General features: G+C 59.8%; 13 protein-coding genes. 9 read left to right on the top strand and 4 right to left on the bottom strand.

Annotated elements, in window-relative coordinates; all coding sequences use genetic code 11:
* Positions 1-19: 19 nt before the first annotated feature.
* From GO014_RS13030 to GO014_RS13020, 3 genes are read left to right on the top strand one after another with little or no spacing between them, the layout of a single operon-like run.
* A complete protein-coding gene (locus GO014_RS13030; protein WP_157290767.1) occupies positions 20-1,612 on the top strand; it encodes a DUF5060 domain-containing protein in 1,593 nt (530 codons plus the stop codon).
* 54 nt (positions 1,613-1,666) lie between these two features.
* Positions 1,667-3,187 (top strand): apiosidase-like domain-containing protein, encoded by a 1,521-nt coding sequence (locus GO014_RS13025; protein WP_343030946.1) that lies wholly within the window; start codon positions 1,667-1,669, stop codon positions 3,185-3,187.
* Between the two features lie 12 nt (positions 3,188-3,199).
* Positions 3,200-4,252, top strand: coding sequence for a DUF1593 domain-containing protein (locus GO014_RS13020; protein WP_157290766.1), 1,053 nt, complete (start codon positions 3,200-3,202; stop codon positions 4,250-4,252).
* 71 nt (positions 4,253-4,323) lie between these two features.
* On the opposite strand, the gene GO014_RS13015 is transcribed toward GO014_RS13020, so the two are convergent.
* Both GO014_RS13015 and GO014_RS13010 read right to left on the bottom strand, forming a co-directional pair.
* Positions 4,324-5,313, bottom strand: coding sequence for an aldo/keto reductase (locus tag GO014_RS13015; protein ID WP_343030945.1), 990 nt, complete (start codon positions 5,311-5,313; stop codon positions 4,324-4,326).
* Between the two features lie 114 nt (positions 5,314-5,427).
* The gene (locus GO014_RS13010; protein WP_157290765.1) at positions 5,428-6,741 is read right to left on the bottom strand and encodes an MBL fold metallo-hydrolase; all 1,314 of its coding nucleotides are present in this window, start codon (positions 6,739-6,741) and stop codon (positions 5,428-5,430) included.
* Between the two features lie 218 nt (positions 6,742-6,959).
* On the opposite strand from GO014_RS13010, the gene GO014_RS13005 reads away from it, so the two are divergent.
* The 4 genes from GO014_RS13005 to GO014_RS12990 are packed head-to-tail and all read left to right on the top strand — an operon-like array spanning position 6,960 to position 9,993.
* The gene (locus GO014_RS13005; RefSeq protein ID WP_157290764.1) at positions 6,960-7,517 is read left to right on the top strand and encodes a ZrgA family zinc uptake protein; all 558 of its coding nucleotides are present in this window, start codon (positions 6,960-6,962) and stop codon (positions 7,515-7,517) included.
* Complete coding sequence (locus GO014_RS13000) at positions 7,518-8,216, top strand: ABC transporter ATP-binding protein (protein WP_157290763.1); 699 nt, start codon at positions 7,518-7,520, stop codon at positions 8,214-8,216.
* Positions 8,210-9,448 carry an ABC transporter permease gene (locus tag GO014_RS12995; protein WP_157290762.1) on the top strand — a complete coding sequence of 413 codons (1,239 nt, stop codon included), beginning with the start codon at positions 8,210-8,212 and terminating at the stop codon, positions 9,446-9,448. Before GO014_RS13000 ends, GO014_RS12995 begins: the two co-directional genes overlap by 7 nt.
* 17 nt (positions 9,449-9,465) lie before the next feature.
* The gene (locus GO014_RS12990; protein WP_210252450.1) at positions 9,466-9,993 is read left to right on the top strand and encodes a DUF3299 domain-containing protein; all 528 of its coding nucleotides are present in this window, start codon (positions 9,466-9,468) and stop codon (positions 9,991-9,993) included.
* Here the strand turns inward: GO014_RS12990 and GO014_RS12985 are convergent.
* A complete protein-coding gene (locus GO014_RS12985; protein WP_157290761.1) occupies positions 9,990-11,258 on the bottom strand; it encodes a glycerate kinase type-2 family protein in 1,269 nt (422 codons plus the stop codon). The genes GO014_RS12990 and GO014_RS12985 overlap by 4 nt on opposite strands.
* 106 nt (positions 11,259-11,364) lie before the next feature.
* Entirely contained in the window at positions 11,365-12,438 is a 1,074-nt protein-coding gene (locus tag GO014_RS12980; RefSeq protein WP_157290760.1) for a tartrate dehydrogenase, read from the bottom strand.
* Positions 12,439-12,610: 172 nt separating this feature from the next.
* Between GO014_RS12980 and GO014_RS12975 the strand changes: the two genes are divergently transcribed.
* Both GO014_RS12975 and GO014_RS12970 read left to right on the top strand, forming a co-directional pair.
* Positions 12,611-13,525 carry a LysR family transcriptional regulator gene (locus GO014_RS12975; RefSeq protein WP_157290759.1) on the top strand — a complete coding sequence of 305 codons (915 nt, stop codon included), beginning with the start codon at positions 12,611-12,613 and terminating at the stop codon, positions 13,523-13,525.
* A gap of 114 nt (positions 13,526-13,639) precedes the next feature.
* Positions 13,640-14,614: a TAXI family TRAP transporter solute-binding subunit gene (locus tag GO014_RS12970; protein WP_157290758.1), complete on the top strand. Its 975-nt coding sequence runs from the start codon at positions 13,640-13,642 to the stop codon at positions 14,612-14,614.
* Positions 14,615-14,694 lie beyond the last annotated feature (80 nt).

The following is a 14,694-nucleotide window of genomic DNA, read 5'->3' as shown; positions in this document are numbered from 1 at the left end:
GCATCAATTGGATATTGCCATGACCAAGTCAGCCACAGCCACTGGCTCAGCGAGCCTTTGGGCGACCTATGAATTGTCACTGGAGGGCCCAGGCGAGGGCAATCCGTTTCAGGACGTCGACCTGCGGGCGGTCTTCCGCCAGGGTGACAGGGAAGTCCGTGTCAACGGTTTCTACGATGGCGGAACCACCTACAAGCTCCGCTTTCTTCCTGACACGACTGGCACTTGGCACTACGAGACGCGCAGCAATGCGCCAGCCCTTGACGGTGCTGAGGGCAGCTTCGAGGTCGCGCCTGCCAAGGACGGGCGTCACGGGCCCGTACGCGTCTCGGACCGCTACCATTTCCGCTATGCCGACGGCACCCGCTACATCAATATCGGCACCACTGCCTATGCCTGGAACCACCAGGGTGATGCCACCGAAGAGCAGACGCTGGCGACATTGGCCGAGGCCCCCTTCACCAAGATCCGCATGTGCGTGTTCCCCAAGCACTATCGCTACAACCAGAACGAGCCCGATCGGTATCCCTTCCCGCTGGTGACAAAGGGGTCCAGTGCCTGGCCCGGCTCGATCAAGGATGCCGGCTGGGAATTCGACTATGAACGGTTTGAGCCCGAATATTTCCAGCACCTGGAAAAGCGCATCAACCAGCTCGCGGAAATCGGTGTCGAGGCCGACCTGATCATCTTCCATCCTTACGACCGCTGGGGCTTCTCGCATATGACGCCCGAGCAGGACGACCGGTATCTCAGATACCTGACTGCACGATTGGCGGCGCTGCCCAATGTCTGGTGGTCAATGGCCAATGAGTACGATTTGATGCCCAATAAGAGCCCCGCTGACTGGGACCGGTTTATCCATATCGTGTCCGACAACGACCCCTATGGCCACCTGCTCAGCAACCACAATTGCTTTGCCTTTTTTGACCACAACCACCCCCGCATCACCCATTCGAGTATCCAGCGTTCGTCTGCCAATATGGCGGCGCTTTGGCGGGAGAAGTATGGCAAGCCGGTCTCGATCGATGAATGCTGCTATGAAGGCGACATCTCCGAACTCTGGGGCAATATCTCGGGCCAAAAGCTGGTGCGCCGCTTCTGGGACGGCACCGTCAATGGCGGCTATGTCACCCATGGCGAAACCTACTACAATGATGAGGAAGTGTTGTGGTGGGCCAAGGGCGGCAAGCTGGTCGGCGAGAGCGTTGCGCGCATCGCCTTTTTGCGCCGTATCCTCGAAGAGGGGCCTGACGAAGGTCTTGATCCGATCCAGTCCACCACGGCCTATCGCATTCAGATGCAGGGCGGGCTTGACAACGTCCAGCTTCAGCAACTCTTCGGCGCTGCCCCCGGCGAAGAAGGCTGGCCGCGCGTCACTTCGTGGTGGGCGACCGCCGGTCAACCGCATCGCTATTATCTCAGCTATCTCGGCGAGAACCAGCCGCACGAATATGCCGTGGCCGTACCGCCCGGCGAGCGCTACGCGGCAACCCTGATCGACTCCTGGGAGATGACCGAAACGCCGCTGGCCGACAGCGTCCAGCGTGGCGACCTGTTGCATTTCGAACCCAAGCCTTACCTCGCGATCCTGCTGAAGCGGATCGAAGACTGAGCTGGCGGCGCCGGCGATCCGCGCCCGCCACAACAATTTTTAAGGAGCAAGTCCGTGCCTGATCTGACCGTCGCCCGCTATGATGTATTCGAACATACCATCACCGCCAAGGTGGATGGCAATCCCTATGTCGACGTCGAATTCTGGGGCGTGTTCAAGCATGCCAACCGCACGATCCGGGTGCCCGGCTTTTACGACGGGGAGGGCCTATTCAAGGTCCGGCTCATGCCCGATATCGAGGGAGATTGGTCGCTGACCACCGAGTCGGATGTCGCCGCGCTCAATGACCAGACCGCCAGCTTTACGGTAACAGCGGCGCGCCAGGGCGTGCATGGTCCGGTTTCCGTACGCAAAAAGTTCCATTTCGGCTACGCCGATGGCACGCCGTACCTGCCCTTTGGCACCACCTGCTATGTGTGGACCCACCAGACCCAGGAGTTGCAGGCTCAGACACTGAAGACGCTGGAAACGGCGGGCTTCAACAAGATGCGCATGTGTGTCTTCCCCAAGCATTATCCCTACAACGAGAACGAGCCCGAGCTGCACGTCTACGAATCCAAGGGCGACGGTACGCAGGACTTCGACAAGCCCTTTTTCGAGGCCTTCCGGCACTTCGAAAAGCAGGTGGCGGCGCTGGGCGATCTCGGCATCGAAGCCGATATCATCATATTTCATCCCTACGACCGCTGGGGCTATGCCGATATGAGCCCCGAGCAGGACTACCGCTATCTCAAATATCTGGTCGCGCGGCTGGCCGCTTATCGAAATGTGTGGTGGTCGCTGGCCAATGAATACGACTTCCTGCTCAACACCAAGCCGATGGAAATGTGGGACCGCTTTTTCCAGATCATCGAGGAGAACGACCCTTACCGGCACCTCAAGTCGATCCATCAGGGCAATCCGGAACTGCTCTACAATCACCGCCGGCCCTGGGTCGATCATGTGTGCATCCAGCATCCCGATGTGCAGCGCACGGTCAACTGGCGCACCGATTTCGGCAAGCCGCTGGTCAATGACGAGCTGCAATACGAAGGCGATATTATCCAGACCTGGGGCAATATCACCGCCGAGGAAGTGGTCCACCGCTTCTGGCTGACCATGCTCAAGGGTGGCTATGCCGGTCATGGCGAAACCTATAGCCGTGAGGACGATGTGCTGTGGTGGGCCAAGGGCGGCGTGTTGCACGGCCAGAGCCCCAAGCGCATCGCCTTCATGCGCAAGATTTTCGAGGAAGATGCCAAGAACGGCCTGACGCCGTTCGAGGAGATCTATCACTCCGGCTATCCTTGGAGCAGCATCGCGGCGGCGCGTGACGGCGAGGTCAGCTATTTCTACTTCGGCGCGCACCGCCCGGTGATCTGGTCAACAGGCCTACCGCTTGAGGACGGGGACTACGAGCTCGATATCATCGACACCTGGAACATGACCATCACTCCGGCCAAGAAGGTCGCCGCGCCTGTCGCAGTGCCGACCCGCCATGGGGACGTCGTGCGGGGCGGCGAGCCGGACGCTGCCTTCGGCGTCGAGCTTCCGGGCAAGCCAAACCTGGCTTTGCGCGTGCGGCCGCGGCGCTGAGGGGAGGACGCCATGACCGCCACCAACGGCAGCGCCATCCGCCCGCGCGTCATCGTCATGACCGATTTCCCCCCGGTGGATGTCATTCCGGGCAGCGTCTACCAGAAAGGGGAGCCGCCTGAACGCTATTCCGATCCGGATGACGTTCAGTCCATGGTTCGACTGTTGATGTGCAGCAACGATCTGGAGGTCGAGGCGCTGATCGCTTCGGCCGGCAGCTTTGCCAATATCGCAGTCAAGCAGCACATCCTCGACATGCTCGATATCTATGAGCAGGTGCAGCCCAATCTTGCTCGTCATGACGCCCGCTATCCCAGCGCGGCGACGCTGCGGTCGGTAACCTTTCAGGGGCAGGACGGCACCTGGGGCTCGCCCTATTTCCGTGGCGGCATTCCGGTCGACCAGATGCTGGGTGAGGGGCTCGAAAACGAAGCCTCCGAGGCCATTATCCGCATTGTCGACAAGGATGACGACCGACCGGTCTGGGTCTGCGTCTGGGGTGGCCCGGTGGAAGTGGCCAAGGCCATCTGGAAAGTGCGGGCCACCCGCAGCTCCGAGGAGTTGGCCCGGTTCCTGGCCAAACTGCGAATCTACCTGATCGCCCGACAGGACAATACCGCCGACTGGCTGCTGGAGGAGTTCCGCGAGCTCTTCGTCATTGTCTCGGAAGAGAACTACAAGGGCATGTTCTGGAACGCGCCTGGATCGGACCATGCGCTGGGCGATCTCGACTGGGCCAACCAGCACCTGCGGGAGGGTCATGGGCCGCTGGGCGCCGCCTATCCCCGCAGCGGATTCAATGCCCATCTCCCCGGAATCTGGGAGGGCGATACGCCTTCATTCCTGCACCTGCTCGGCGCTGTCTTTGGCGTCAATGATCCCGAGCGGCCGGATCAGGATGGATGGGGCGGTCGTTTCGTGCAACCCGATCCGAACAAGAACCATTGGTGGGACGATCCTGCCGGTGCGGAGACGGTTTACCGCTGGAGAAGTGCTGTTCAGGAAGATCTGAAGCGGCGGGCAGACTGGATGGTTGAAGACCATAAAGGGTCTGTAGCGGTCTAGGTTACTGCAGCAGCGCAACTGATCAAGCTGTCAACCGGTCGCCGTACGCTAAGCCCTGGCACGCTGACGGACTACCGGCCCGACAGTGCCATGTGCGAGGCCGGATATCTGTCCCCTTGTGCCTCCATACCAACCAGGGCTTTGTCTATTTCCATCAGTTCATCAGCGGCCAAGTTCAGGTTTGCGGACGCAATGTTCTCTTCAATCCGCGTGATCTTGGTCGTTCCCGGGATAGGCACAATCCAGGGCCGCTGAGCCATCAGCCAAGCGAGCGCAACCTGTGCGGGTGTAGCGTTTCTCTGGGCCGCTACATTTCGTATCAGGTCTACAAACACGGAATTGGCGCGCATGTTCTCGGCCGAGAACCTGGGCTGCGTGCTCCTGAAATCGTCCGCACCAAAGATGTCGCCAGGGGCTACGGTGCCGGTCAGAAATCCTTTCCCCAGAGGCGCAAAGGGTACGAAGCCAATGCCCAACTCGTCCAGCAAGGGCAGAACCTCCACTTCCGGCTCCCGATACCAGAGCGAATATTCGCTCTGCAGCGCCGTCACCGGGTGGATGGCATGGGCCCGTCGAATGGATTCCACGCTCGCTTCGCAGAGGCCGAAATGCTTGACCTTGCCTTCGGCAACCAGGTCTTTGATTGTGCCTGCGACGTCCTCCATCGGCACCTTGGGATCTACCCTGTGCTGATAATAGAGATCGATACAGTCAGTCCGCAGCCGCCTGAGTGACCCCTCCACTGACGTGCGGATGCGCGCTGGCCGACTGTCAAGCTGACGGGAATATCCGCCTTCCTCACCAACATGGAAGCCGAATTTGGTGGCGATGACGACCTGATCCCGGATCGGCGCGAGTGCTTCGCCAAGCAGGTCTTCATTGGCAAAAGGGCCGTAGATTTCTGCTGTGTCGAACAGGGTGATGCCGCGATCCACGGCAGCTCGGATCAGGCGAACGGCGTCGTCGCGCCGCATGGGCGGACCAAGTGACATGGTGATCCCCATGCAGCCCAATCCGATGGGCGACACTTCGAGCCCTTGTCCAAGCGTTCTGGGTTTCACCACACCTCTCCCATTAGATGGCTGCACTCACTTATAGCGCAGGAGTTCGCGGTCCCCCGACAAAAAAGGGCGCAGCCGGAAAACCGGCCGCGCCAGGCAGGGAGGATTTTCAGATCACTGAAGCGCGATTTCCACCGCTTCTTCACCCTCGAGCGGTGAGCAATATCCGGCGAGTATGTCGTCCTTGGCCGGATCGGACCAGGCGGGATTGTCGACGTCGTAGACAATCGGCTTGAGGTAATCGACCGGATCGACCAGCCAGTGCAGGCGCGGACGCTGTTCCTGAGGCACACCCATCAGATCCATCTGATTCACATAACCAGCATAGACCGACATGGACGAGCTCTCACGTGCCTTGGTGCCGTCGGTAATGTGGTTGGGAATATAGATCTTGGGGCGCAGGGCATCCTGATACATGATCAGGTCGCGCAGACCGTTATTCTCGAAATTACCGGTGGCTGCCGTGCCCAGCTGGACATCGGTCGGGGGTAGTGCGTTGAGAATGTCGAGAATGCGCTGCCCGTCTTCCGGCGTGCCATCCCAGTCACGACCCTTGCCTTCCTTGAGGGCGCCAGCGGTGTTTTGGTAGACAAAGGAGAAGTTGCTGCCGTCGCGCAAGATGACGCTGAAGAACAGCGATTCCGAGCCACCGGGCGCACCGCGGGTGGTGCGGATGTCGATCTGCTTGTCATCGCTTGGAACAAAGTCAGCTTCGGCACGGCGTGGCCAAAGCGGCGTGCCGTTGGGGAAAAGGGCCGGGTCGCGCTCGTCCACAATGATTTCAACGGGAGTAGGTGGGAAATCCGGATCGGGCGGCACCGCAACCGAATGCAGGTGCCGGAAACCGACAACGCAGGCATTGGGCTCAAGGACTGGAAGCTTCAGGATCTCGGTGCCCGGCACCGAGCCTTCGCTTGTGACGGCCACGCAGTCGACGGACGCGCCTTCTGGAAAGGCGTAGAGCGGGTTGTCCTGAATGCGCGGATCGTCTGCCATGCGCGGAAAGTCCAGATTGGTCAGCGTACCGCAGGCCTCAGCCGTGGCATAGATCGGGGCCCCACTATGGGCTGCGATAAATACCGCGTTGTCGGCATGATCGCCATGGCCATGGCTGACCGTGATGGCATCGGGCTTCATGTTGACGATGTCCATGATCGTCAGCGGTGTGCGCCCCCGTTCAGTTTCGAGGCGCGTGACATAGGTGTCGAACATGATCACCTTGCCTTGGACGGATGCCACAAAAGATGCGGCAGACAGCCAGGAAAAGATGACCTTGTCTTCAGCCAGCGCTCCAGTTTCTGGATCAACATGTTCTGCACCAAAGATGTGCTGGCGCGCCGCGACCATGTCCTTGGTCTCGATGGCAAGGGTAGGCATAGCCGTGCCAACGGCCAGAGCCGCTGCCATGGCAGCAAGAGATGCTTTCATTTTCTCCTCCGAGTGATCGGCGCTCAACTGCTTAGTTTTTGTTAGTGCAGCGGCGTCGGTTCCGACTTTGGAGCTATCGCGCGCGCAGGCCGATATGACGAGAATTATACAAATTTCTGCTTCAATCTGATTGCTGCGGAAAATTGTATAATGACGGTACGCTGGTCACTCCCCGGACGCGATGCAACGGTCTCGACTGAGCCATATGGGGAGGACATATGAACTGCCGCCTGATCGCCACTACAGCCTCGGCTTTTATGCTTTGCAACGTCGCGGCCCACGCTCAGGATATCCATGAGCATGGTTCGAGCACATTGCAGATCGTGCGCGAGGGCAATGCTGTGACCCTGCGCCTTGATGCGCCGGCCATGGACCTAATTGGTTTCGAACACGAGGCCGAGACAGACGAACAGCACGCAGCTATTACATCTGCCCAGGAAAAGCTCAGCGACCCGCTCGGCCTTTTCGGAATTCCCGAGGAAGCCGGTTGTGTACTTGATCATACCCAATTTGAAGGGCCCCTCTCGGAGCCTGTAGGCGAGCTTGTTGCCGGCCACCACGGTCATGACGATGACCATGATCGCGACACCGAACATGCCGACGTGATCGTGGAATATGAATTCACCTGTGCCAATCCGGCCGCAGTGACACGGTTGGATAGCGCGTTCTTTGCGGCATTTTCGAGCGCCCGGGAACTGAACCTGCAGGTTGTCACCGAAAACGGCCAGTTCCAGCAGCTTCTGACCCCTGCTATGCCGTCAGCAAGCTGGCAATGAATGAGCAGTTCCGCGCCTGCTCTTTCGCTCTCGAACGTGGTCTTCAGCTGGGACCGCCACGCGCACCCCATCCAAATACCCAATCTGGTTCTGGACCGTGGCGAGAAGGTGCTTGTCTTGGGGCCCAGTGGATCGGGCAAGTCCACTATGCTCGGGCTCGTATACGGAACACTGGTACCCCATTCGGGCCGCGTTACTGTGGCGGGCCAGGACATGACGGCATTGTCCGCTCGGCGGCGCGACGGCGTGCGAGCCGAGCATGTCGGCGTCATATTCCAGCAGTTCAATCTCATCCCGCATGCCAGCGCCCTGGACAACGTCCTACTCGCTTTGCGCTTCGCGCCGCAGCGCCGCAAAAGAACTCCAGATGCTGAAGATGCGGCCCGGAATATGCTCGCCGACCTGGGCTTGCCAGAAACTGATGCCTGCCGCAGCGCGGGTCAGCTCAGTGTTGGTCAGCAGCAGCGTGTAGCGGCAGCACGCGCTCTCATCGGTTCGCCTGAACTGCTGGTCGCAGACGAGCCGACATCTTCACTCGATAGAGCCAACCAGAACCGCTTCATGGACCTAGTCCTTTCCCAAGCGCAGCAGCAGGGGTCGAGCATTCTCCTGGTCAGCCATGATGAACGTCTGGCGAAACACTTTGATCGGGTTATCGAAATGGGGTCGGGTCAGAGTGAGGACCACATGTCATGCTGACACGCCTGATCCTTTCTTCGATGCGCGCCCGGGCGCTGACCGTTGTCTTGGCGATCTTGACCATTGCCTTCTCCGTCGGCCTTGTCTTGGCCGTGAATGTCGTGCGCGACGGGACCAAGGCAAGCTTTGCCAACACCATTTCCAACACAGATCTGATCGTGGGCGCGCGTTCGGGATCAGTACAGTTGATGCTCTACACGATCTTTCAGATCGGCAATCCCACCAACAACATTTCCTGGGACAGCATGGAAGCCATAGCGGCGCGGCCCGAAGTCGATTGGCTCGTCCCGATCTCGCTGGGCGATAGCCATGGCGAGTTCCGCGTCATGGGTACCAGTGTCGCGTTCTTTGATCGCTATCGGTATCGCGGCGGACAGAGCATCGGGTTGCACCAAGGTGCGGCTTTTACTGACCTCTACCATGCGGTGGTCGGGTCTGATGTAGCGGCGACGCTGAACTATGAATTGGGCCAGGAGATCGTGGTCTCTCATGGGCTGGCCTCCTTTATCGACCACGATGACAGGCCGTTTGAGATCACCGGGATTTTGGAACGAACTGGCACGCCGCTCGACCGCGCCGTACTCATCAGCCTTGAAAGCATGGAAGCCATCCATCGAGGGTGGCGGCCGGGTGCCGGCAGTCCTACGGGGCCCGAGCCTGCCATGGCCGAACTGCAACCAAAGGAAGTCACGGCCGCCCTTGTCGGCATCGGCTCCCGGCTCGACATCTTCAACGTACAGAGATGGATAAACACCTATCCCGGTGAGCCACTACTGGCGGTGCTGCCTGGCCTGACGCTGCAGGAGCTCTGGCAGTTCATCGGCGTGGCAGAGGATGCTCTGCGCGCCGTTTCCCTCATGGTCGTCGGCGCAGCCCTCTTGGGCATGATCGCCGTCATTTTTTCCGGAGTGAATGAGCGTCGCCGGGAAATGGCGATATTGCGGGCAATGGGCGCAAGGCCGGGCGTCGTTTTCGGTCTGCTTCTGCTCGAGGCCATGATCATGGCGGGAGCCGGGTGCCTTATCGGAGCGGTGGGGACCTATGGGCTGCTTTATGCGGCTCGGCCTCTTATCGACGCCCATTTCGGCATTTGGCTGCCGATGCAGGGGCCAGGACCCGAGGAGCTGAAGCTGCTTGGCGGGGTCATGGCGGCTGCCGGTCTTGCCAGCATTTTCCCGGCTGCAAGGGCCTATCAGCTTTCTTTGGCCGATGGTCTTTCAATCAAGAATTGAGTGATTTGGAGCTCGAAATGGAAAATTCGCCGCACACTTCTCGTCTTTCGCGTCGAAAGGCACTCGCCGTTGGCAGTGCTGGCCTTCTGACGATGTCGTTGCCCGCCTGGGCCCAGCAAGCGCAGCGGATCAAATGGGCTGACTTGATCCCGGAAGGCGTCCCTTACGGGGAGATAATTGCCACCGGAGAGTACGATGGGGTCAAGGACATCTGGATTCCAGAATTCGATGACAACGGCCTTCAGCTCAATACAGCACTAGACGGCAAGATGATTACGCTTGCCGGCTATGTAATCCCGCTCGACGTCAGTAGCGCAGGCACGACCAGTTTCGTGCTCGTCCCGTTCCTGGGGGCCTGCATCCACGTGCCGCCCCCGCCACCCAATCAGCTTGTTTTTGTAACCACCGACACGCCATGGCCCAGCGACAAGCTCTGGGAGGCTGTCTTGGTGACAGGGCACCTGTCAGCTAACATCAGACGCACCGATGTCGCCCAGGTCGGCTACGACTTGGCCGCGACGCAGATCGAGAAGTTCGAGCGCTAGGCTGTGATGAGGAAAGCCCGGAAATCGTTGACATTGGTCAGCGTCGGTCCGGTGACGAGGTGGTCGCCCAAAGCCGCGAACAGGCTGCCACTGTCATGGCCGTCAAGATGGGCGCGCGGGTCGAGCCCAAGCTTGCGGCAACGCTCAAGTGAGGAGGGGGTTGCTATGGCACCGGCAGCCTCATCGGCGCCATCGATACCGTCCGTATCGGCGGCCAGGGCCCAGATGCGGTTGTGACCATCCAGGCGCAAGGTGGCCGAGAGCAGCAGTTCGGAATTGCGGCCGCCCCGCCCGGCAGCATCACCTGTAACGCTGACCGTGGTTTCGCCGCCTGAAAGGATCACCGCCGGACCGTCAAATGGCAGCCCCGATGTCGCTGCCGACACCGCCATCGTCGCCAGCACCCGGCCAATATCACGGCTCTCTCCCTCCAGGCTATCGCTTAGGATGAGGGGCCTGTATCCAAGGGCATGGGCCTCCTGTGCGGCCGCCTTTAACGACTGAGCTGCGCTACCGATAACCAGATAGCGATCCTGCGGGCGCGGGGCAGGCGCCTCCGCCGAGCCGATAATGGCCCGGATATGGCCGGGCAGTTTGAGCTGGTAGCGGCTGACACTGGCTCGTGCCAGATCCGGACCTTGTGGCGAACAAATGGTCGGTCCCGAGCCGACGACCCCCGCATCATCCCCAGGCACATCGCTGAGCACCAGCGTTACTACCGGAGCCGGCCCGGCGAAGGAAGCGAGCCGTCCGCCCTTGATGCGCGACAGACATTGGCGGATGGCGTTCATCTCCGTGATGCTGGCGCCGCTCATGAGCAACTGCTGGTTGAGCGCGCGTTTCTCTGCAAGGGTGACGCCCTCGGTGGGCATGACAGCCAGCGAGGAAGCGCCACCTGACATCAAGCAGATGACCAAATCATCCGCTGTGAGATCGCGCAGCGCATCCACCATCAATTGAGCCGCAAGGGTGCTGTTTTCGTCCGGCACCGGATGCGCTGCCTGTATGACGGAAATTCGCCCAGCGGGAACAGCGTGGCCGTAGCGGGTGCTGACAATGCCGCTGAGATTGACATCCGGCCAGGCGGCCTCCAGCGCGGAGGCCATGACGGCGGATGCCTTGCCCGAACCGATGACTACGCAGCGTCCCTTAGGCTTGGGGGGCAGGTTGGCCAAGACCGCTTTCCTGGGATCGGCGGCTTCGACTGCGACCTCGAAGAGACGCAACAATGCCGCGCGTGCAGCAGTATCTTGGTCCCGCGACATGGGGCCTCTCCTGATCACTATTTTTGGGAAGAACGGAGCATCAGGTGGCCTTGTCGGCCCAATGCGCCTGAAATGGACCGGGCAAATTTGCCCGGTCCAAGGTTCGTCAGATATTTGAAGCGCGGATGGCTTCACAGACCGCGTCGGTCACTTCCTGCGTATTGGCAGTCCCGCCAATATCGGGGGTCATGATACCCTTGCCCGACACTTGTTCCACCGCATCCATGAGGCGCCGCGCGGCCTGCGGCTCGCCCAAGTGTTCAAGCATCTGTGCGGCGGTCCAGAAGGTCGCGACCGGGTTTGCAATACCCTTGCCGGTGATGTCGAAGGCCGAGCCGTGGATGGGCTCGAACATCGAGGGATAGCGGCGTTCAGGGTCGATATTGGCTGTCGGAGCAACGCCCAGGCTTCCTGCCAGAGCGCCGGCCAGATCTGACAAGATGTCAGCATGCAGATTGGTGGCGACGATGGTGTCCAGGCTCTTGGGCTTTAAGGTCATGCGCACCGTCATGGCGTCAACCAGCATCTTGTCCCACTTCACATCGGGAAATTCGCGGGACACTTCTGCGGCAATCTCGTCCCACATGACCATGCCGTGACGCTGGGCGTTGGACTTGGTGACAACGGTTAGCAGCTTGCGCGGGCGGGATTGGGCCAGCTTGAACGCGTAGCGCATAATTCGGGTCACGCCGACGCGGGTGAAGATGGCGACCTCTGTACCCACTTCTTCAGGCAGACCGCGGTGGGCGCGACCGCCATGGCCGGAATATTCGCCTTCTGAGTTCTCGCGCACGATGACCCAGTCCAGGTCGCCAGGCCCTACGTTTTCCAAAGGCGATTTGATGCCGGGCAAGATCTTGGTGGGGCGTACATTGGCGTATTGGTCAAAGCCCTGACAGATAGGCAGACGCAGGCCCCAAAGGGTGATGTGGTCCGGTACATCCGGAGCCCCGACAGCACCGAAGAAGATCGCATCGAAGGGCTTGAGTTGGTCGGTGCCGTTCGCCGGCATCATTTCGCCGTGCTTTTTGTAATAGTCCGAACCCCAGTCGAAGTGGGTTACATCAACGGTGAAGCCGCCATCGCGCCGGGCGAGGGTTTCGAGTGCCTGCAATCCGGCCGCAATGACCTCTGGGCCGATGCCGTCCGCTGGAATGGCTGCGATTTTGTAGGTCTTCATTTGTCCCGCGTAGGTTCTTTTGTTTTTCCGTCAGGGACGCTCTTCCGCTGATTGGTTGTGCGGCTCCCCCATGCGGCTGCACTCTACGAATGGCCCTTGCATCGTCTCAATCCTTGGCGGATTATACAATAACAATGAATAATCGGCCATATGAAGGCCGCAGGAGGATCGTTTGGAAATCATTCAGCTGCGATGCTTTGTGGCGGTCGCAGAAAAACTGCACTTTGGTCGCGCAGCGCAGAGCCTGGACATGCTGCCCGCTTCGCTGGGCCGCTATATCGCCAATCTCGAAGACAGTCTGGGGGTGCGCTTGATCAACCGAACGACGCGCCATGTGGCACTCACTGCGGTGGGCGCGGAACTCCTGGATGAGGTCAGGGACCTGCTTCATAGGGTCGAGAACATCGAGGCCAAGGCGCACAATATCGATCGGCTCGATTCCGTTGCCTTGCGGGTGGGATCTATCGACAGTGCGGCGGCAGGTCTCCTGCCGCCACTGCTCAACTTCTTCAAGACAGAGCGGCCCGATATCGAAGTTACATTGTTCGAGCAAAAGACCATCCGCTTATTGCCCCGCCTCCTGTCGGGGCGGCTCGACATTGCCTTTGTCCGCCCGCCCGACATTCGGCCGGACCGCATTGTTTTCAGGCCACTGCTCAATGAAACTCCGGTCGTGGCCGTGCCGACATCGCACAGGCTTGCAAATCGTGACCGGGTGAAGATTGAAGAGCTGGCCGAAGAGCCCCTGATCGTACCAGACCGCGGGTCTCGTCCGCATAGCCATGACCTGACCATCCAGCTTTTTGCCGAGGCGGGGCTGACGGCGAAGATTGCCCAGATAGCCGAAGAAAAGCAGACGATCGTCAACATTGTCAGCGCCGGGCTGGGCCTTGCTATCGTGCCGCGGTGGGCCTCCCGCTTCGCAGTGGGCAACGTCAAGTTTGTGCCGATAGAAACGCATGGGGGGCAGGCCATGTCCAAGCTTTCCCTTGCTGCGGCGTGGGTGCGCGATGTGCGCGATCCAGCCCGCGACGCCCTTATGGAATGCCTGGTTCACCACCTGGAAGAATTCCAGAAGTCCGCATGAGGATTATTCAAAAAAGTTATATACACATCGAAAGGTTGCTGGAGTGGGGAGATGGCTCCTAATTTTCACGCAAGCCATTTTGGAGAGTGGCGCTAGATTGGGAGGACTATTCAAATGATCCACACGGCTAAGTTTTTGGTGTCAGTTGCGCTCGTCGGATGCCTGGTGTCCACAGCGACCGCCCAGGACAAGGAGGGTTGGCCAAATACGTTGACCATCGGCACGGGCAGCCAAGGTGGCGCCTATTTTGCCTATGGCAGCGGCTTCGCCACCATCATCGGACAGGAACTCGACCTTAACGCCAGCGTCGAAATCACCGGCGGGCCAGGTCAGAACGTTACCCTGGTGGAAACCGGCGATCACAATATGGGTTTCGTGACGATGGGCCCGGCCTATGATGCATGGGTCGGCAAGAGCGAAGTCATGCCCGATGTCGAGCACAAGTCGATCCGCGCCTTGTTCCCGATGTATCAGACGCCGCTTCAGGCAGCTGTGCTGGCCGGATCTGGCATCGATTCCTTCGATGACATGGAAGGCAAGCGTATCGGCGTCGGCCCGGCTAGCGGAACGTCCGCCGCCTATTGGCCGCGCTATTTCGCGAACGCTGGCATGGACGTTTCCATCTCGAGCGCCGGTGCGAGCGATACCGCGGGTCAGTTGAAGGACGGTCTGATCGATGCCTTCGTTTATGCGGCTGGCATCCCGACTGGCGCCTATACCCAGCTCGCAGTGGAAAATGACGTCAAGTTCATCAGCATGACCGAAGAGGAACGCAGCAAGTTCCTCGCCGTCGAACCGGCCATGTCGGCCTTCACCATTCCGGCCAACACCTATGAAGACCAGCCTGAAGACGTCGAGACCGTCTCGCTCTGGAACTTCGCAATTGCCGGTGAAGCAATGCCCGAGTCCCTGGCCTACGAAATCACCAAGCTGGCAATGGAAAACAACCCGCGCATGCTTCAGGTCCATCAGGCGGCAGTGGAAACCCTTCCCGAGCATGTCGACAAGAATTCTTTCATGCCCTTCCACCCAGGTGCAGTGCGCTGGTTCGAGGAAAATGGCTACACGATCCCTGACGAACTCAAATAAGCTCTGATCAACAGCGCGAAGACTTCGGGGCGGAATGGACGTGTTCCGCCCCTTTTTGTAAGTGCCGATGAGGCAAGAAG

The organism is Devosia marina (assembly GCF_009758415.1).
Classification (GTDB): Bacteria; Pseudomonadota; Alphaproteobacteria; order Rhizobiales; family Devosiaceae; genus Devosia; species Devosia marina.
Note: the sequence above shows the minus strand (reverse complement) of the source record. Positions and strands in the feature narration are given on the sequence as shown.

Excerpts from the sequence above, each read along its gene's own strand:
- GO014_RS13010 (WP_157290765.1), bottom strand. The coding sequence starts at position 6,741 with ATGAAAGCATCTCTTGCTGCCATGGCAGCGGCTCTGGCCGTTGGCACG.
- GO014_RS13005 (WP_157290764.1), top strand. The coding sequence starts at position 6,960 with ATGAACTGCCGCCTGATCGCCACTACAGCCTCGGCTTTTATGCTTTGC.
- GO014_RS12985 (WP_157290761.1), bottom strand. The coding sequence starts at position 11,258 with ATGTCGCGGGACCAAGATACTGCTGCACGCGCGGCATTGTTGCGTCTC.
- GO014_RS12980 (WP_157290760.1), bottom strand. The coding sequence starts at position 12,438 with ATGAAGACCTACAAAATCGCAGCCATTCCAGCGGACGGCATCGGCCCA.
- GO014_RS12995 (WP_157290762.1), top strand. The coding sequence starts at position 8,210 with ATGCTGACACGCCTGATCCTTTCTTCGATGCGCGCCCGGGCGCTGACC.
- GO014_RS13030 (WP_157290767.1), top strand. The coding sequence starts at position 20 with ATGACCAAGTCAGCCACAGCCACTGGCTCAGCGAGCCTTTGGGCGACC.
- GO014_RS12970 (WP_157290758.1), top strand. The coding sequence starts at position 13,640 with ATGATCCACACGGCTAAGTTTTTGGTGTCAGTTGCGCTCGTCGGATGC.
- GO014_RS12990 (WP_210252450.1), top strand. The coding sequence starts at position 9,466 with ATGGAAAATTCGCCGCACACTTCTCGTCTTTCGCGTCGAAAGGCACTC.
- GO014_RS13020 (WP_157290766.1), top strand. The coding sequence starts at position 3,200 with ATGACCGCCACCAACGGCAGCGCCATCCGCCCGCGCGTCATCGTCATG.
- GO014_RS13000 (WP_157290763.1), top strand. The coding sequence starts at position 7,518 with ATGAGCAGTTCCGCGCCTGCTCTTTCGCTCTCGAACGTGGTCTTCAGC.